Annotated in this window: 13 protein-coding genes; all 13 read left to right on the forward strand. The window is 55.2% G+C overall.

The window, feature by feature from the left end; translation table 11 throughout:
* The first annotated feature begins 208 nt into the window (after nt 1-208).
* Entirely contained in the window at nt 209-634 is a 426-nt protein-coding gene (locus AC50YL_RS33690; RefSeq protein WP_494837753.1) for a hypothetical protein, read from the forward strand.
* 313 nt (nt 635-947) lie between these two features.
* On the forward strand, nt 948-2,072 hold the full coding sequence (locus tag AC50YL_RS33695) for an ABC transporter ATP-binding protein (protein ID WP_494837754.1): 1,125 nt from the start codon (nt 948-950) through the stop codon (nt 2,070-2,072).
* Nucleotides 2,069-5,110, forward strand: coding sequence for an extracellular solute-binding protein (locus AC50YL_RS33700; RefSeq protein WP_494837755.1), 3,042 nt, complete (start codon nt 2,069-2,071; stop codon nt 5,108-5,110). The genes AC50YL_RS33695 and AC50YL_RS33700 overlap by 4 nt, the downstream gene beginning before the upstream one ends.
* Nucleotides 5,107-6,075: a carbohydrate ABC transporter permease gene (locus tag AC50YL_RS33705; RefSeq protein WP_494837756.1), complete on the forward strand. Its 969-nt coding sequence runs from the start codon at nt 5,107-5,109 to the stop codon at nt 6,073-6,075. Before AC50YL_RS33700 ends, AC50YL_RS33705 begins: the two co-directional genes overlap by 4 nt.
* Nucleotides 6,076-6,079: 4 nt before the next feature.
* On the forward strand, nt 6,080-6,937 hold the full coding sequence (locus tag AC50YL_RS33710; RefSeq protein WP_494837757.1) for a carbohydrate ABC transporter permease: 858 nt from the start codon (nt 6,080-6,082) through the stop codon (nt 6,935-6,937).
* A 26-nt stretch (nt 6,938-6,963) separates the two neighbouring features.
* Nucleotides 6,964-8,979, forward strand: coding sequence for an SMP-30/gluconolactonase/LRE family protein (locus AC50YL_RS33715; protein ID WP_494837758.1), 2,016 nt, complete (start codon nt 6,964-6,966; stop codon nt 8,977-8,979).
* 70 nt (nt 8,980-9,049) lie between these two features.
* Nucleotides 9,050-11,197, forward strand: coding sequence for a DUF5696 domain-containing protein (locus AC50YL_RS33720; protein ID WP_494837759.1), 2,148 nt, complete (start codon nt 9,050-9,052; stop codon nt 11,195-11,197).
* Nucleotides 11,194-12,090: a carbohydrate ABC transporter permease gene (locus AC50YL_RS33725; RefSeq protein ID WP_494837760.1), complete on the forward strand. Its 897-nt coding sequence runs from the start codon at nt 11,194-11,196 to the stop codon at nt 12,088-12,090. The genes AC50YL_RS33720 and AC50YL_RS33725 overlap by 4 nt, the downstream gene beginning before the upstream one ends.
* Entirely contained in the window at nt 12,087-13,064 is a 978-nt protein-coding gene (locus AC50YL_RS33730) for a carbohydrate ABC transporter permease (RefSeq protein ID WP_494837761.1), read from the forward strand. The genes AC50YL_RS33725 and AC50YL_RS33730 overlap by 4 nt, the downstream gene beginning before the upstream one ends.
* Before the next feature lie 119 nt (nt 13,065-13,183).
* Nucleotides 13,184-14,611, forward strand: coding sequence for an ABC transporter substrate-binding protein (locus tag AC50YL_RS33735; protein WP_494837762.1), 1,428 nt, complete (start codon nt 13,184-13,186; stop codon nt 14,609-14,611).
* A 305-nt stretch (nt 14,612-14,916) separates the two neighbouring features.
* On the forward strand, nt 14,917-16,485 hold the full coding sequence (locus AC50YL_RS33740; protein WP_494837763.1) for an extracellular solute-binding protein: 1,569 nt from the start codon (nt 14,917-14,919) through the stop codon (nt 16,483-16,485).
* Nucleotides 16,486-16,585: 100 nt separating this feature from the next.
* Nucleotides 16,586-18,232 carry a response regulator transcription factor gene (locus tag AC50YL_RS33745; RefSeq protein ID WP_494837764.1) on the forward strand — a complete coding sequence of 549 codons (1,647 nt, stop codon included), beginning with the start codon at nt 16,586-16,588 and terminating at the stop codon, nt 18,230-18,232.
* The gene (locus AC50YL_RS33750) at nt 18,225-20,012 is read left to right on the forward strand and encodes a cache domain-containing sensor histidine kinase (protein WP_494837765.1); all 1,788 of its coding nucleotides are present in this window, start codon (nt 18,225-18,227) and stop codon (nt 20,010-20,012) included. Before AC50YL_RS33745 ends, AC50YL_RS33750 begins: the two co-directional genes overlap by 8 nt.
* Nucleotides 20,013-20,243 lie beyond the last annotated feature (231 nt).

Consider the following 20,243-nt stretch of genomic DNA (forward strand, 5'->3'; position numbering starts at 1 on the left):
AACGACCGATTGCAAGCAAAACTAAACGGCCTTAGTCCGATGGAATACCGGAACAAGGCCGCCTAGTTACTTATATTATTTCCACTGTCTACTTGACGGGGTGCAGTTCACAAGATAGATCGGCTGCCTCTGTTCAGCTAACGGGAGGTTAACGCAACTTCCGTTATTCATTAAGCGTCTTACTATGAAGATAAGGAGTGGATAAAATTTGCAACGTACTTTCCATTTATTGATATTCATGGTTATGTTTGCGTCCCTTACAATTCTTGCGGGTTGCCAAGGAGAACGCAGTAAGGATACTTTTCCTGAAGTCGGGCAAAAGTTGTCCGAGAGTATAAAACAGATTGATAAACAACCTGGCATAGTTTTAACTGCGTTCGCTTCCAAATCAAAAGAGAAATTATTTAAAGTTGGAATTGAATATGACTTGAATCAAATAAGCAGTGAACAATTAAAACGAATTGTTACAGATTATCTCAGCCATGCTGCTTCAAATTCACCGCCTTCTAACAATTGGAAAGAGATGCTTAAACCGTATCAATTGCGCATTGAAAAGTTAGGTGACGCGAAAATATTTCCTGTGATAGCTGAAAAAGACATCGGATCAACAGAAATAAAATGGTTATTTGAATAAAGTAGCACCGCAAGCGAATTAAACTAACGGGTACGAGATAGCTCAATAAACGAATCGTAGCTGCCGGCATTGCCGGCAGCTTGTTTTATTTGTTGTACGCCTAGCGGAGGCATACAGCCATAAGGAGCTTGCCATTGTTCAATGGTTAAGCTCTTTTTTTTATGCCTTTCAATCGGCCATTGAAACCAGTCAGATCAATGAAGCCAAATTTTTACTCTAAAAGCTAAATCTCCCTTATTATTGTCGCGCCGCCTTTACGATAACATGAAATCTAGCAAGCCGCTGAAGAGTAAACGCGAAAGGTGAGGTTTCGGTGGGAAGAATTACGTTCAACCACGTGTTCAAGAGATACAAGGGCGAATCCCGCCCGGCTGTGAACGATTTTCACCTGTCCATTGAAGAAGGAGAATTTCTGGTGCTGGTCGGGCCTTCCGGCTGCGGCAAATCGACGACGCTGCGCATGCTGGCAGGCCTCGAAGAGATCAGCAGCGGAGAGCTGTATATCGACGATAAGTATGTCAATTACGTCTCTCCCAAGGATCGGGATATCGCGATGGTATTTCAGAATTACGCCTTATACCCGAACATGACGGTATTCGAGAATATCGCGCTGGGCCTCAAGCTGCGTAAGACGGCCAAATACGAAATCGACCTGCGGGTGAACCGAATCACCAAGATTTTGGAAATCTCGCATCTGCTCGACCGCAATCCGAGCCAATTATCCGGCGGACAGAAGCAGCGGGTCGCCTTGGGACGCGCGATCGCAAGAGAGCCGCAAGTGTTCCTGATGGACGAGCCGTTATCGAATTTGGATGCCAAGCTGAGAGCTCAAACAAGGGCGGAGATCATCAAGCTGCAGAACGATTTGAAGCGGACGACGGTCTATGTCACCCACGATCAGGTAGAGGCAATGACGATGGGAACGCGGATCGTCGTCATGAAGGACGGGGTGATCCAGCAGGTGGCTCCGCCGTGGCAATTGTATAACGAGCCCGCCAACCTGTTCGTCGCCGGTTTTATCGGCTCGCCGCAAATGAACTTTATCGCGGGAAACGTGATTCGGGATGAAGGCCGCTTCTACTTTACGAACCGGCGGATGAAGCTGCTGCTCCCGGAAAAGTTCAATGCCCGATTCGAGCGAATGGCGAGACAGGTGCGAAATGTCGTGCTTGGCGTGCGGCCCGAGCACGTCGTGCTGCAGCAAGAGCTGCCGGCGGAGGGCGAGGAGGGATTCGTTCCCTCGATCGTGCTCATGACAGAAGTGACGGGCGCGGACTCCTACGTCCATGCCGCGTTCGGAGAGACCAAGATCATCGCGCGTACCGATCCGGAGGTCGTCTATAGCGCCGAGGATTCATTGGTCGTCGGCTTCAATCCGAACAAGCTCCACTTCTTCGACGAGAATACGGGCATGGCGGTCGGAGGAGAAGAGGGATGAAGCAGCCGGGGAATAATCGCCTCAAGCGCCTATTTCAATTCTTTCGTTTCAAGCGCTTCAAGCCTCTCAATCATCTCTATCGTCTCTATCGCGGCTCCAAATCCACTCGTATCGCGTTTCGGCTCGTTCTGATCATCGCGCTCCTATTCGGCGCCATGCATTGGTTTTCCGGCAAGGATACCGTCATTTATGCTTCGAATGCAGACGCTTCGCAATTATTGAACTTTAAAGAGAAGACCGCTGAGCCGTCTTATGCCATGGCGATGCTGGATCATCCCGAAGCGGGCGCGGAAGCAGCGGAAGCGAAGCCGATCCCGATCGTTCCGGCCGATTACGCGCAGGCTGGGCCGGGAACGAAGCTGGCGTCGGGCCAAGCGGTCGGCGAATTGGATTGGCAAAGCGAAGACGGCTGGGTGGAATGGCAATTCCAAGCTCCGCAAGCCGGCTGGTACGAGCTTCATCTGGATTACAAGCCGCTTCCCGGCGGCAAGGTATCCGTTGTTCGGGGGGTTCAGATCGACGGGGGTTATCCCTACCTCGAATCGGAGCACCTGGAGCTGGAGCGGCAATGGAAGGACGCCAAATATCCGTACGACCGCAACGAGATCGGCATGCAGGTTCGTCCGCAACAGACCGAACTAAGCGGATGGGCGTACAAAGCGCTGAGCGATTATTCGGTCTCCTCCAGGCCGCTGCTGTACCATCTGGAGCAGGGGGAACATACGCTGCGGCTCGTCGGCGAGAGAGAACCGGTCGCGCTGCGCGCCATATCGTTCCAACCGCAGGCGCCGATCGTTCCCTATAAGGAATACGCGGCATCGCAACCGGCCGCAACCGCCGAAGCCGAAGCCAGCTGGTACGCGATGACCGAGGCGGAGCAGTTTCAGCGCAAATCGAGTCTGACCATCCAGACGGACCATTGGGCGGAGCCTTACATCTCGCCGGATCCGGAAGGCCGGGTCACGTACAACGTGCTCGGAGGGAACCAATGGAAGAATCCGGGCGAATGGGTCGAATGGCAGCTGGCGGTGCCAAGCGATGGCTGGTACGAGCTTGATCTGAAAAACTACCAAAATTACCGTCCGGGCTTCAAAGCTTACCGCACCATCGAGATCGACGGAAGGACGCCGTTCAAGGAATTGCTTCATTACGAATTCGATTACCATAAGGAATTCGAGATCACGACGCTGGCGGATTCGCAAGGCAAGCCTTTCCAGTTCTATATGCGGAAGGGGACGCACACGCTCCGCATGACCGCGGATTCCTCGGTATTGGAGCCGATTAATCTGGCTCTGCAGGATACGCTCGCGCAGTTGGCCGACTATGACCGGCATATCCGCCTCATCACGGGCAACTACAGCAAGTCGGCTTTCGATGCGAACATCGATTCCACCCGCACTTGGGATATGGTCAAGTACGATCCCGACGTAGCCGCGAAGCTCCAAGGCTTCATTCAAAGACTGTCTGACATTAGGGATTACATCAACGGCGTGAACGGCCGGAACTCCGATTTGTCGCAGGCGATCGAGACGTCGATCGACATGCTGAACGATATGGTAACGGATGTGAACGAGGTTCCGAACAAGATCAACGACTTCTCGACCATCCAGAGCAATATCGGAACCTGGATGTCTACTTTGACGCAAGAGCCGCTTCTATTTGACTTCGCGGTCGTCCGAACGCCGGATACGAAGACCGGACTGAAGGTACCGACGGCGCTGGCGAGAGTTCCATACGCGCTCAAGGACTTCGGACGTTCCTTCTTCATGGATTACGACTTGAGCAAGGACAACAAGGACGACGCGCTGACGATCTGGATTCAGCGGGGACGCGATTACGCCGATCTGCTGCGCGAGCTGGTCGATCAAGATTTCACGCCGAAGACGGGCATTCAGGTCAATATCAACCTGATGCCGAATCCGAACATGCTCGTCCTGGGCAACGCCGCCGGCGACGTTCCGGATGTCGCGCTCGGCATCGGCGAGTCGACGCCGGCCGACTATGCGATGCGCAGCGCGGTGGAGGATCTCTCCAAGTATCCCGGGTTCGACGACGTTGCCAAACGGTTCATTCCCGGCGTCCAGCGAGCGCTGGCCTATAACGGCGGAACGTACGGGCTTCCGGAAGTGCAGAACTTCCAGATGCTGTTCTACCGGACGGACATACTGGACAACTTGCATCTGAAGGTTCCCGATACGTGGGACGATGTCTTCAATATGCTGCCGACGCTGCAGGAGAACGGAATGACGATCAATTTCCCGAAAGCCGACTTCTCCACCTTGTTCTTCGAGAACGGCGCCGAGCCTTATTCGCCGGACGGATTGCGATCCACCTTGACGAGCGAAGCCGGGTTGAAAGCGTTCAAGCAATGGACGGACCTGTACACGAAATACAATTTGCCGATCGACATTCCGGCGTTCTTCCAGCATTTCCGCGACGGGGACATTCCGATCGGGGTCGCCGACTTCAATACGTACGTGCAATTGCTGGTCGCCGCGCCGGAGATTACCGGGCATTGGAAAATCGCGCCGCTCCCCGGCGTCAAGCAAGCAAGCGGAGAGGTGGCCCGTTGGTCGCAGCAAGGCTTGTCCGCCGCGATGATCATGAAGAAGAGCGAGCACAAGGATCAAGCATGGCAGTTCCTCGAATGGTGGACCTCGGCCGACGTACAGGCCCAATACGCCAATGACATCGAATCGTTCTATGGCATGGAGTTTCGTTGGAACACGGCGAACGTCGAGGCGATGCAATCGCTAAGCTGGCCGAGCGACGACCTGAAAGCGATCCGGGAGCAAGCCCGCTGGGCGAAAAACATGCCGGTCGTGCCGGGTTATTACTTCCTTGGCCGGGAGATGGATTTCGCGTGGAACCGCACGGTGTTCGACAATATGCCCGCGGAGGAATCGCTTGAGGAGGCGGAGCTGTCGCTCCAGCGCGAGATGAATCTACGGCAGAACGACTTCGGCATCAAGCGCGACGCGGACTTGCGCGTGCCGCAAATCGTAAAACCTTTTCAATGGGAGGAGGGGCGAAGATGAGAACAGAGCTGTCTCCCCATTTGAGCGCGAGACGATCAACCACCATGCGATTGAAATTGAACCGCTTCTGGGCGGATATTCGGCGCGACGCGTTCTGCTATCTGTTCCTGGCGCCGTTCCTGATCTGCTTCGTCGTCTTTATCGTCGTCCCGGTCGTAATGGCCGCAACGCTTGGCTTCACTTCCTACAACGGCTTCGGATCGCTGCATTTTATCGGCTTCGATAACTATATCGCGCTGTTCACGCAGGATATCGTGTTCCTGACGAAGGCTTTGCCGAATACGTTCCTGTTCGCCCTGATCGTCGGGCCTGGCGGCTATGCGCTCGCTTTCCTGTTCGCTTGGTTAATCCATCAGCTGCCGATCAAGATTCGGGATTATTACACGCTGGCCTTCTATGCGCCTTCGATGGCCGGCGCCGTCGCGTTATCCGTCGTGTGGATCGCCGCCTTCAGCGGCGACCGCGTGGGCTACGTCAATCATCTGCTGCTTTCGATGGGCTGGCTCGACGCGCCGGTCGTTTGGCTGCAGGATCCGAAATATTTGATGAAAATCATGATCACGGTCTCCTTGTGGGTGAGCTTCAGCGTCGGCTTCCTCGCCATGCTGGCAGGTCTGCAGACGGTCAACAAGGAGCTGTACGAGGCCGGCCGCATCGACGGCATCTCGAACCGGCTGCAAGAGGTGTTCTATATTACCATCCCTTCGATGAAGCCGCAGATGCTGTTCAGCGCCGTCATGACGATCGTCTCCACGCTGAAGGCCGGCAGCATCTCGACCCAATTGACCGGCATGGCGGTCACGCCCCAATACGCGGGGCATCTCATTATCAATCACATCGACGATTACGCGTTCATTCGCTTCGAGCTGGGCTACGCCTCGTCGATCGCGGTCATGCTGCTGATCGTCAGCTACTTCGCCATGCGGTTCGCCTACCGGCTGTTCGATTCGAAGGAGGAGCTGTAGACCGATGATTCGCAGACTTCGCAGAACGTCGCCGTTTCAATGGATTCTTGTCATCGTCTTTACCGCGCTTGCGGCTTTCATGTCGCTGCCGATCGTCTTCATTCTGAATCACGCCTTCAAGCCGCAGAACGAGCTGTTCTTGTTCCCGCCGCGATTTTTCGTGCAGCATCCGACGTTCGGCAATTTCGAGGCGCTCTTCCTGCATGCGGCGAACGCAACGGTTCCGTTCACCCGCTACCTCTTCAACAGCTTGGTCGTGGCGGCGATGACGCTGATCAGCGTCATCGTCGTCAGCACGATGGCGGCTTACGTCATCGCCAAGAACCGCTTTCATTTCAAGCACCTGATCATGGCCATGATTACGTTGTCGCTCATGTTCGCACCGGAGACGGTATCGATACCGCGTTATCTGATCATTAGCGGAATCGGTCTGAACAACACCTACTTCGGACATGTGCTGCCCGCTCTGGCCTCGCCGGTCGCGGTGTTTATGCTGGTCGGTTTCATCGCGCAAATTCCGAACGACTTGATCGAAGCGGCCAAAATCGACGGTTCGAGCCATTTCGGCATCTTCATCCGCTTGGTACTGCCCCTCTCCGTGCCCGCTATCGCGACGATCGCCATTTTCACGTTCCAAGGGGTATGGGGAGACGTGGAGACGTCCACCTTGTTCATGCAGAAGGAGACGATGAGAACGCTCGCTTTCTATGTGAACAGCTTGCTCAGCGGACTGCAAAACAACGTGGCCGGCCAGAATATGGCGGCAGCCGCGGGCTTGCTAATGTTCATTCCGAACCTGATCATCTTTCTGCTCTTCCAGCGGAAAGTGCTTGAGACGATGGTCCATTCCGGAATCAAGTAATTTCATCTGCAAAGGAAGTCGGAACGATGAAGAAATGGATTACGCTACTGCTGGCAATCGCGGCGTTCATGCTTGCCGAGCCCGGCAAGCTGTATGCGCAGCTCCCTTATACGACGTCTTATTACGACAGCAATCAAGCGAATTGGTTCCGCATCCAGCCGATCTACGCGCCGGCGGATGCTTATACCGCTCGCCTCGGAGAGCCGGTCGACCTGCAAGTGGGGCCGGATGATAGGGTGTACGTCGCGGATAAAGAGCTGAATCAAGTCGTCGTGCTGAACAATGACGGCTCGCTGCTGCGAACGATCGGCGATGCGAAGGGGCAAGGACAGCTCGATGCGCCTGAAGGCGTCTTCGTAACGCCGGACGGCAGCGTGTACGTGGCCGATTCCGGCAATCAGCGGATCGCCGTATTCGACGCGAACGGGAAGTTCGCGCGCGAATACAAGAAGCCGGCTACGAACTTGATGGATACCGAGCAATTCGTGCCGAACAAGCTGGTCGTCGATCGCCGCGGCGTCATGTATATCGCGTTGAACGCCTCCTATCAAGGACTCGTGCGGCTGAACGCGCAAGGGGAGTTCATGGGCTACTTCGGCGCCAATAAGGCGGAGCAGACCCTGCTGAATTGGCTGAAGAAGCACATGCTCAACAAGGAGCAATTGGCGAAGGAGAAAGCGAGTTTGCCGAGTCCGATTACGAACGTGTCCATGGACGACGACGGCTTTATCTATACGGCGACGGCGGGCGGCTTCGGCCAAGGGGCTGTCCGCAAGCTGAACGCAGGTGGCGTGGACGCCTTCAAGAACAAAACGCTCGAGCACGGCCACGGCATCGTGGACGTCGCGATCGACGCGGACGGCCTCCTGTACAACGTCGATCTGGATTCCGAGCGGATCAATCTGTACGACCGGACCGGCAAAGCGTTGTTCTCGTTCGGCTTGGTCGACAAAGATACCCAGCAATACGGCGTTCTCGGCTACCCGACCGGAGTCGGCGTGGATTCGCATGATTCCATCTGGATCTCCGACAGCCGGACCAAAACCTTGCATAAGTACGTGCGCACCGGGTTCGGCAACGATGTGCTTCAAGCGTTAGTGCTCTATGCAGACGGCAAATACGAAGCGAGCAAGTCGTACTGGGAGCGGGTTTATGCCCGCAACGATATGTACAACGGGACCTTCCAAGGCCTGGGGAAAGTGTATCTGCACGAGAACGATAACGAGACGGCGCTGACATTTATGAAGGCGGCTTACGATATCGAAAACTATTCCAAGGCGTTCTGGCAGATTCGACTGGAATGGCTTCAAAGCCACTTCGTCGCGCTGGCCGTTTGGCTGGCCGGGCTGTGGGCCGTCGTCCACTTCGGCTCGAAGGGCTTGCGCAGGCTGCTTAAAAGGCGACCCCTGCCGAATGCCTGGAACAAGCCGCTTACCGATTTGCGGAATTTCGGTTACGTCATGATTCATCCGTACCAAGGCTTTTATCGCTTGAAGGAAGCGAGAGTCGCGCCATGGATTACGATCGTGCTATTGGCGGCGGTCGTCGGAACCAAGCTGGCGTCCTTGTACGGGACCGGTTTCCTGTTCCATCCGGTCGATTTGGCCGCGATCAACCTGCGCAACGAGCTCGGACTGTTCGCGCTTCCGTGGGTGACCTGGATTATCGCGAACTATCTGGTATGCAGCGTCAAGGACGGAGAAGGCAGGCTGAGAGAAGTCATCCAGGGCAGCACGTTCGCGCTCGCGCCTTACTTGTTCTTCAGCATCCCGATCTTGCTGCTGTCCAATATCGTCACATTGGAAGAGAAGGTGATCATCGGCTCGCTGCACTCGGTGATGGTGCTGTGGCTCGCCGTCATGTTCTTCGTCATGACGCAGGTGATTCACAATTTCGATTTCGTGGAGACGATCAAAAATTCGGCCATCACCTTGTTCGCGATCGGAACGATCTGGCTGTTCGGATTCCTTATCTTCGGACTGTCCTATAACCTGTACGACTTTTTCTATCAGTTTTACAAAGAGGTGAGTTTCTATCATTAACGTTATCCGGCGCTTATCCCTTCGCGTAAAGCTGATTGCCGCCATCGTTACGGTTGCGATCGTTCTGCTGTTGATCCTGCTGTCCCGCGGCGGCGAACCGACCGCCGCGCAGACATTCGGGGAAGCGGGCATCGATGCGGCGGAGCCCGTCCATGCGCCATTGTACCCCGGCGAGCGGTGGAAACCTTCTCCGGACGCGGCGGGATACGCGCTTGTCGCCGCGAACGATAAATTTCGCTTGTACGTTCAGCCAGGCAATTTGCAAATCGCCGTAGAAGAGATCGGCTCCGGCTACCGATGGACCAGCAATCCGGCCTTGGAGCAATTAGCCAAGGAGACCGTCAAGGGACAACTGTTGTCTAATCTGAAGTCTCCGTTCGCGCTCACCTACGTCAAGACGAGCGGAACGGATCAGACCATCCGCGGGATGCTGAATGGAGAGAGTCCCGGCACCGAGGCGGTCTTGACCAAATCCGCCGTTGGCCTTCAGGTCGCTTACAGCTTCCCCGAGCAGAAGCTCGGCTTCGCGATCCAATACGAACTGACGGAAGGCGGACTGAAGGTTCGCGTGCCGACGGACGGCATTCGCGAAGAGGGAGACTATGCGCTCTTCTCCCTCGACATTCTTCCTTATTTCGGCGCCGCCGCGGCGAGCGAGGACGGGTATCTGTTCGTGCCTGACGGTCCGGGCGGGCTCATTAACTTCAACGTCGCCCATGCGGACATCTCAAGAGGTTATATCCATCAGGTGTATGGGACGGAGGTGTCGAACTCAAGCAACTGGATGCGGTCGGGAGAGCGGCGGGAGGATATCGCGTATCCCGTGTTCGGCATGAAGCGAGGGGACCACGCGTACTTAGCGATCCTGACCGAGGGCGACGATTCCGCCAACATCGCCGCGATGGCGCCCGGTGCCAAATCCTCCTTCTTCAACATTTATTCCAGCCAGATTTACCGCGAAGACTATTTGTACCAGATGAGCCGGCTGGCTGCTCCGACCAAGGCGATTCAGAAGCAGCGTCTGGATCGTGACCGCGAGCTGGAATATCGATTTCTGAGCGGGAAGGAGGCCGGTTATGTCGGCATGGCCAACGCTTACCGCGATTATTTGACGGAAGACGGGCAGTTGAAGGAGCCATTGAAGCCGGTCGATCATGTTCCGCTGTATTTGAAGATCATGGGCGGCAACTTCGAGAAGGCCTACGGACGGGTGCAATACGTGGCCGCTACGACATTTCCGCAGGCGTCGGATATCGTGGAGCGCTTGCGCAGCCAGGGAGTCGCGAACGCCAAAGTCATCTACTACGGCTGGCAGAATCAAGGGGATTACGACATGGAGAAGCGCTTCCCGATCGAATCGGCGCTTGGCGGCGAATCCGCGGCGAGGACGTTCGTGGCGAAGATGAAGGAGGAAGGCACGGACGTGCTCTTCCAGGACGACTTCCTGTGGGTCGACGAGCATTCGGCCACGTCGGGCAAAAACTACGCCATCCGCTCGATCGCCGGAACCGCGTTCATCGACGAAGGCTGGTATCTCTCGAAGCCGGCTCTGACCGTCGCGAACGCCGTCAAGACGATCGATAAGCTGAAGAGCATCGGCGTGTCGGGCATCCATTACAGCGGACTCGGCGAGATGCTGTTCAACGACTACGAGCCTTCGGGCATCGTAACCCGCCAATATACCAAGGAAGTCTATGACGGCTTGCTGGATTATACGAGGCAGACGCTCGGTTCGGCCGGCGTCTATCGGGGCAATGCCTATTCGGTCGGCGCTACGGATTATATCGATGCCTTCCCCGACGATTCGAGCCATGATTTTATGGTCGACGAGTCCGTCCCGTTCTACCCGATCGTACTTCATGGCTATGTGCCTTATTCCTTTACCGAAGGCAATCTGCGGGACGATATGGAGACCGAATTTCTCCGCGGCATCGAATACGGAGCCGTTCCTTCGTTCTTCGTCACCCATGACGATTCCCGCAAGCTGCTCAATACGGAATCCAACTTCCTGTACAGCAGTCGGTTCGGGAAGTGGGAGAACCGAATCGTGGACGAATACGGCAAGTTCGATACGCTTGCCGGCGTATTCTCGCAAAAGATCGTCAATCACGAGAAGCTGTCGTCGGACCGGTTTGCAACGACCTACGAGAACGGAACGAAAGTGATTGTCGATTACGGAGCGAAATCGTTCGAGGTGACGAAGGGAGGAGGCGCATGAGCAAGTTAAACGCGAACAAGAGGCAAGCGCGTCTCTATCACTCGAAGCGCTACGGGATCGGAATGTTGTTCATGCTGCCTTGGATCATCGGCTTCAGCGTGTTCGTCGCCATTCCGGTCGGCTGGTCGCTCTTCATGTCCTTTCATAAAGTGTCCGTCGTTCCGGGCGGATTCAAATACGTCTGGCTGGGCTGGCAAAATTACCGCGACGCCTTCGTGAAGGACAACGTGTTCCCGATCGAGCTGATTACGTACTTCGAGCAGATGCTGCTGATGGTTCCGATCATCGTTATTTTCGCATTGCTCATCTCGTTGATGCTGAATCAGCGTTTTCCCGGCAGGTTCCTGTATCGCGCGCTGTTCTTCCTGCCCGTCATCTTCGCGACCGGCCAAGTGCTTTCCGAGCTGTTCAATCAGGGGGCGGGGGACATCCCGTTCCTCGATCAATATAACCTGGAGCCGATCGTCCGGGAATATATCGGGGCCGAATTCGCCAAGACCGTCATGAGCGTTCTGGGCATCGTCATCCTCATCCTGTGGTACTCGGGCGTACAGATTCTTATCTTCATCGCGGGCTTTCAAACGATTTCGACTTCGATCTACGAGGCGGTGCGGATCGACGGAGCCTCGCCGTGGGACAGCTTCTGGAAGATCACGCTTCCGGCCTGCGTGCCGTTCATCAGCCTGAACATGCTGTACACGATTATCGATCTGTTCACGTTCCCGCTCAATCCGGTGCTGAAGCATGTCAAGGACAACATGTTCAAGATCGATACCGGCTATGGCTACGCCAGCGCGCTGGCCTGGATCTACTTCGCGTTCATCTTCGTGCTGATCGCGCTTGTCCTCTGGCTGTTCGAACGGAGCATGAAGACTAGGAGGGCTCGATCATGAGCAACGGATTATGGGTGGAGAAAGCAAGAGCCCACATGAAAGGGCTGCTCTGGAGCCGCGAGACCCAGAAGGTGAAGCATATCGTGTTGGGCCGCAGCCTGTCGGACGGCTTGCTCGCGAAGCTGGTCATTTATTTCCTGCTCTCGATCGTCGCGTATCTGTATTTGCAGCCGCTGCTGTACATGATCAGCACGATGTTCAAAAATATGAGCGATTTGCTTGATCCGACCGTCAAATGGATTCCCCGTCAGATTACCTGGGAGAATCTGTCCAAGGCGTACGAGGGCTTGCAGTATCCTGCAGCGCTGCGCAACACGGCGATGATCTCCGTAAGCTGCTCGCTTGTTCAGGTCATGATCTGCGCGATGACGGGCTACGCGCTGGCCCGTCTGGCCGTGCCGTTCAAAGGTCTCATTACGGCGTTCGTCATCCTGACGTTCCTCATTCCGCCGCAGATCATCATCATTCCGCTTTACGTCATTTTCAGCAAGCTCAGCCTGCTCAATACGATCTTCGTCTTCCTCGTTCCGGCGATCTTCGGACAGGGATTGAAGGGGGCGCTGTTCATTCTGATCTTCAGGCAGTTCTTCAACGCCCAGCCGCAAAGCCTGGAGGAGGCGGCGAAGCTCGACGGCGCCTCGACGTTCCGGCTGTTCTTCGGCATTATGCTGCCGCTCGCGCGTTCCGCCTGCTTGGTCGTGTTCCTGTTTTCGTTCATCTGGTACTGGAACATGTACTACGAGCCGTCGATGTTTCTCGCCAAAGGGTTCACGCCGTTATCGATCCGGTTGGACAATCTCGAGGACGTGCTTAATCCGTCGCTGCTCGGCCATACCGATTCCGTCCGCAATCCGGTCACGGAAAGCACGAAGATGGCCGGAGCGTTCCTGATTATATTGCCGCCCATCCTCGTCTTCATGTTCCTGCAGCGTTGGTTCGTCACCGGTATCGAGCGGACCGGGGTCGTCGAATAGCCGGACGCATCGCGATGAAGGGAGGGATGCCCGGACAGCGAAGGGCTGCATGCTCGGGAAGCGCATTTGCTTGGACAGGAATTGCGGGAAGGTAACCAAATTAGGGGAGGAAACACCGAATGAAAACCAAACGCGCGAGTACATTGGCGCTTAGCGGCGTGCTGGCATTATCCTGCATGCTGAGCGCTTGCAGCAGCGGGAGCAACGACAACAGTAACGGCAGCAATGGCACTAACAAGAACAACGGAAGCGCATCGGCTTCGGGCGGCGAGAACTCGAACGCCGACGGCGCCGCGAACGCCGCGAACGCCGCGGCCAACCAGCCGGCTTCGGGCGAGAATGATCCCGTCACCCTGAAGTTCATCTCTTGGAAGAACGGAGCCTATAATCAGCTGTACGATATGTTCCATAAGAAGTATCCTTGGATCACGATCGAGGAAGTGCCCGTTAACGGTCAGCCGGTCATGCAGGTCATCGCCGCCCTCGAAGCCGCCGGCACGCCGGCGGACGCAACGGAGATCGATACCGACCTGATCTCCTTCGACCAAGGAGGCTTGATCGAGGATTTGACGCCTTATATCGATTCGAGCCCGATATTCCAAGACACGACGCTCCCGCAAGGCTTCTTCGATACGATGACGTATAAAAACAAGAAGCTCGCCGTTCCGATGGTCGACGTGCCGATGTGGGTGCTGGTCAACAAGGACTTGCTTGCCAAGCATGGCGTCGATATGCCGAGCAATAACTGGACTTACGACGAATTCCGCGACATCGCGAAGCAAATAACGGACCCGGACGCCGGAGAATATGGCGTAACGACCCAACCCGAGATTCAAATGCGACTGCTGAGCACCAAGGCCGTTGCCGACGGACACGCGGCCAACCTGCAATATATGAACGAGGATCTTACGCAAAGCGTGATGTCCACGCCGGGCGTGATGGACGATATCAAATGGCTGCAGGAGTTCGTGACGAAGGACGGCTCGATGCAAAGCAACGCGGCCGCCGAGGCTTCCGGCAACGTCACGAAAGATTTCCTCAACGGCAAGACCGGCTTCGCGATCGGCGGCGACTGGGTGCTGCCTGACTTGAAGAAGAAGGCGCAATTCAACTGGGACGTTCTTCCGTTCCCGAAAGGCACGTCCAGCCAGCCGGGCTACTCGATTTACGGGCCGCTCTCGCTGCTTGCCGGTTCGAAGCACAAGAATGAAGCCTTCCTGTGGCTTAGCTTCCAGTTTACGACGGAAGCGCAGAAGTGGAAGATCGACCAAGGCGCGAACGCGTCCGTCGTCGATCCGGAGTTGAGCGCTTACTACGATCAAGCTCCGATCTGGCAGGGCAAGAACATCGAAGCGGTCAAAATCGCGCAGGAGAATGCGAAGATTCAACCGGGCGTTACCGTGCCTGCCTGGGGCGATTACAACTGGAACAATATTTTGAACGACGTTATTTTCGGCGACCGCAACCTCAACGACGTCATTCCGGAGACGGAAGCTTGGAACAAGAAAACGAAGGAATTGCAAGCAGCGACAGCCGCAGCCCAATAAGCAATCATGAGTGAAGACTGTCCGGGACGAATTGTCCCGGCGGTTTTTTTTTGATCATTCGGTTAAGATCTCGCTGTGTCCGCATGTCAATGGAAATGGGAAATAATCCCGATTGGACAAGAATGCCTTGTTTTGTTTTGGATCGTCTCATTGTCCATGGGCGACGGCGGCGATAAGATATGAGCGCAGAGATTAACGCGAAAACGAATCTTCGTATCGCCTCTCTATGAAAGCGCATACGCGAATTGACAGTGTAAACGTCGGCGGTGTTTTGAATTCGATCCATGCAATAGGGAGGGAAACGGATGGCCGGAAAACGTTTCGGGATCACGAAGGCGATCCCCATCGTACTATTGCTTCAGTTCGGGCTCTCGGCGTGCAGCGGCGACCGGAACATCGGAACCGCCGGTATGGAGGCCGGACCGGATGTATCGCCTTCGTCGACGTCGGTGGAGAGCAAGCCGCAAGAGCAAGAGGTGACGCTCAGCTTTTATTTTGGCGGGGACAAGAAGGCGGCGACGGACGAAGTCTGGTCCAAGGTCGGCGCGTATGTCAAATCCAAGGGCTTGAACGTCAATTTCTCCATCCATTACATTCCATGGCCCGACTATTCGAGCAAGCTGCTCGCCATGGCGGCTTCCGGAGACACGTGGGATATGAACTTCGATTCGGATAATTCGTTCCAGCAAATGGCGGCCAGAGGATCCTACTTGACGCTTAACGATTTGCTTCCCGAATACGCGCCGCACCTGTATGCCAAGTACCGGGATCGGAACACGCTTGCCTCGGCGACGGTAGATGGAGCGATCGTCGGCATGCCGTGGAATGTCAAGATGAATCAACGGGTATATGCCGGATGGCGCGAGGATTTGGCCGACAAAGCGGGCATTGTTCGCGCTCCGGGTTCGGTCCGGACGATCGGGGACGTCGATACTTTGCTGCATGATCTGAAGAAAGCGTATCCAAACGCCAAGCTGAGCCGAACGTCGGCGCTTCCGTTCTATATCGTGCGGGACGAGTGGGTGGATCTGGGCTTCCACGGGCTCGGCTTCTATCTGAACGATCCGGGCTTAACGGTCCGGGCGATCGAGCAGCAGCCCTTCTATGAAGAAGCGGCCCTGATGAGCAAGAGATGGTACGACGATCAAATCTTGAACCGAGATGTCCTGATGGACACGGATAGTGCGGCCGATCAATGGCGAAACGGCAAAATGCTTTTCACGATCACGTCCCACGAATGGGCGTACGCCGCCGATCCCGGGTTCGTCGATGCTTCGTACAAGCAGCAGATGTCGTTGATCTATCCCGAAAAGAAGTTCGTCAACCGCTCGTCCATCGCCAACGTTTTGGCGATCAACCGAAATTCCGATCGCGCCGACCGCGTATTGCGGTTTCTCGATATGATGGAGACGGACCGCACGCTGTACGATCTCGTGATGTACGGAATCGAGGGCAAGACTTACGTGCTGAACGGCAATTCCGCGCTCTATCCGGGGGACATGCAGTTCTCCACGAGCAATTATATGGATTGGGGAGGACAGTGGGCATTCTGGAATCCGCAATACATGCGGCCAACGGAGACGTATCCCGCGGGATTCTGGCAGGAAGAGACCAACTTCGCCGAACTTCCGACGAACGTACCGTCTCCGGTCGACGGCATCTTCCTGTCCGACAGCGCCATCGTGGACGAATTGGCCCAGCGGGATCAACTTTACGAGAATGCCGGGAAGGCGATCGAATACGGAACCGTGCCGCAAATCGGCCCGTCGATCGCCGCGTACATTCAGCATCAGAAGGCTGGCGGTCTTGGCTCGATCATTGCCAACGTCCAGAAACAGGTCGATCAATACATAGCCGCCCGTCATCGCGATTGAGCGGCAGGATTGTCAACGAATAGCTTATGAGTCAACGGATGGCTTAAACCGTTATCCAGGTAATATCGAGGTTGTAGACGTCTATCATCAGCGCGGGAAGGTGAAGGAATTGATCAGCGTTCTTATCGTGGACGATGAATATGAGATTCGGGAAGGGCTGCTAAAGCGGATTCCGTGGAGCGAATACGGGATCGCGGAAGTACTCGTCGCGGATGACGGAGATACGGCGCTAGAGATCGCGCGACAGACGAGACCCGACTTGATCGTCACCGATATCAAGATGAGCCGAATGTCCGGACTTGAATTTCTAGGTGAACTGCAGCAGATGAACGATTACAGCTATAAGGCGATCCTCGTCAGCGGTTACGACGACTTCGAACTGGTCAAGCATGCGATGCAGCTTGGCGCCATCGACTATCTATTGAAGCCGATTAATACGGGCGAGCTGGAGAGCATCGTGCGCAAAGCCGTCGACCTGATTATGCGGGAGAGTCTCGACAAGCACCATCATGCGCAGATGATCCGGGAGGTGCATTTTGCCACGCCCAAATTGCAGGAGGAACTGCTTCGCGAGATCGTCGAGCATGAGTATGATCCCTATCGCGAGACGAGAGTCTCGCATCGGCTGCATGCGCTCAAGCTGGAGTGGATGCAGGCGACTCCGCTCCTGCTTATGGTCGTGGAAGCCGACGACCTGAAGGCGATCGTTAACCAGAAGGGCAGCAAGGGCGAGAAAGATCTGGTCTTGTTCGGCATCGGAAACGTGGTCAGACAAACGCTGTCCGAAGAATGCCTCTTCCCGACAGCGTTGTTCAGCGATTCGCGCCAGAAGTGGGTGGCGGTGTTCGAGTGTTCGGGAGCCGAAGCGCCCGAACACTACTATTCGATCTCGCAAGTGTGCCTTCAGCGGATTAACGCATTCGTCAAAGTCAACGCGAGCATCAGCCTGAGCTCCGCGCCGAAGGAGATCAACCATCTTCATCGCCTGTACGACGAATGCTGCCAGCTGTTGGACCGCAAAGCGGCGTACGGCGGCAATCGGGTATTTACCGAAACGGAATGCGAGGCGGATAAAGAGCGGACCGAGCTTTCGATTCGGGAAACGGGCGAAGTGCTCGATCTGGTCAGGTACGGGTCGGACGAGGACATCGCCGAATCAATGAACGGGTTCGACGAGATGGTGAAGTCCTGGGAGCTCTGCAGTTTAAAAGACATCCAACAAAACATTTTCAAATGGCTGATGGGCATTTACCGCGGGGCTTCGGCGGCGGGATGGCCGGATCGGACATGGGAACGCAATCCGATCGCGCTCTGGGAGCAGCTGGAACAGTACGATAACCTCCAATCGTTGAAGGAGCAAGCACAGGATTGTCTGATGGCCATGGCTGCCGATTACCGTAAGCTGACGTCGATGTCGAGCCAGATCGTGCAGGAAGCCGAGAAGATCATTCGGACGAGATTTGCGGACAACTTATCCTTGCAGCTCATCACCGAAGAAGTGCATGTCACTTCGGTATGGCTGAGCAAGCTGTTCAAGAAGGAGAAAGGGAAGACGTTTCTTGAATTTCTAACGGAAGTTCGGATCATGAAGGCTAAAGCGATGCTTGGCGACGTCAAGCACAAGATCTATCAAGTTTCCTATCAAGTCGGTTACAAGGATCCGGTTTATTTCTCGAAGGTGTTCAAGAAGCAATTGGGCTTCACGCCGAAGGAGTATCGGAAACAACTGGGCATCACGGATGAATAAAGTTTCCTTGATGCTGTTCTCGTCGCTGCGCAACAAAATGATTCTGCTGTTCTTGGCGATCACGGTCTTTCCGTTCATCGTGTTCTCGTCGTATGCGCACACGAAGTCGGTCGAAGGGATTAAATTTGCCAATACGACCTTCTCGTTAAGCTATTTGGAACAGGCGAAAATTAACGTGGAGACGTACCTGGACCAAGTAAACGGCCAGATCAATGATCTGATCGGCAACAAGACGCTCCAGCAGCTGATGGCGCGCCCGCCGCGGAGCGCGCAAGAAGAAGGAGCTTTCGCGGTGAACATGCTGAGTATCGTCTATCAGAAAAAAATGCAATTCGATGCGATGCAGCTGCACGTCTATCCGCTCGATCCGTCCCTTTATCCAACCTATATGCGGACGCTCGGAGAGTCGCCGTTAATCGGCAAGGAAGCGTGGTTCCGGGAAGCCAAGGACAGCGTCGTGCCGTCGTGGCATCTGACGGAGAATCAGCGGAGAAACGCAAGTCCACTCCTTTCGTATGTCAAAACGTTTACGGGGCTGCACGATCGTACGCCCCGGGGCATCGTGGTCGTGGATTTGGCCGAAGATCATCTCAGGCGGTTCTTCACCCCGTCCGATCGGATGCAAGGCCAGCGGTTTCTGATCGTCGACCGGCAAGGCCTGATCTTGTTCGATTCTTCCCAGAATGAATGGACGGGCCAAACCATGCCTTCCCGGAAGCTGTTGGATCTCTACGATACGGAAACGGAAGGAACGGGGACGTTAGCCATTCATGGCGAGGACCAGTTGACGACGTTCGTTCGCATGGACAGCAAGCCGTGGACGATCGTCAGTTTGACCCCGATGGGCGCGCTCACGCATCCGGTTTCGGAGATGAACCGGGTGATGTTCCTGTTTCTGGTCGTCTATTTGATTTGCTCCATCGGTCTCGTCATCCATATCACGCTGCACTTTACGCAGCCCGTCTTCAGGCTTGTCCGTCTGATGCGGAAGCTGGAGGACGGCGACTTCGAGCTGACGATTCCGCACCAATCCCGCAAAGACGAGATCGGCTTGCTGTATCGCGGGTTTGGCCGAATCGTGCGGACAATCGAAAGCTTGATCGCGCAGTCCACGCAAGCGGAGCGCAACAAGAAGGAGCTGGAGTTCCAAGTGCTCAGCCATCAGATCAATCCGCATTTTCTATACAATACGCTGGAGTCGATCCGGTGGAAGGCGGAAAATCACGGACGATCCGACATCGGCGAGATGGTATCCTCACTCGGTAATTTGCTGCGCCTAAGCTTGAACCAAGGCAAGGACATCACGACGGTCGGACGCGAAGTCGAGCAGGTGAAGGCATACGTACAAATCGAACAAGCCCGGATCGGGAGACCGCTCCGGGTGATGTATTTTTTCGACGAAGAGGTGCTCGAGATGCCGTTCATGCGGCTGCTTCTGCAGCCGCTCGTGGAGAATGCGATTCAGCACAGCATCCGCGGCAATTTCGAGAAGGGAAAGGTGATTCTGTCCGGCTACGTGGATGAACAGGATATCGTCATCGAGGTCATGGATAACGGCAAGGGGATTTCGGCAGCGGCCTTGCAGCAGCTGGACATGATGTCAGTCGATAAGAAGACGGCGGGGCGGCACGGCGTCGGTTTGCGCAACGTGAACGAGCGGCTTAAAATTTACTTCGGCAACGACTACAAGCTGCGAATCGACACCGGAGAGGGCAAAGGGACGAAGATTACGATTCGTCACCCTGTCCGGGATGTCTCGGAGGAACCGAAAGCGCAATAATCCGCAGCGCTAACGATAATCAAGGCAATATTTGCCTGTAAAGGATAAGACTGCCTCATAGGAAATGGTTTGCAATATTCTTATAATAAGTTCAGTCAGCCATATATACAGCGTGTTGTTCTAGGAAAGAAGATCTTTGGAGACTTTTTTCTTAGAGCATGAAACCGCTAACATTTTATCGACTGTGGTTGGAAACGCTTTTACAAGGTTGGACAAATGGAGTAGTAGAGG

Source organism: Paenibacillus sp. J22P277 (assembly GCF_059383675.1).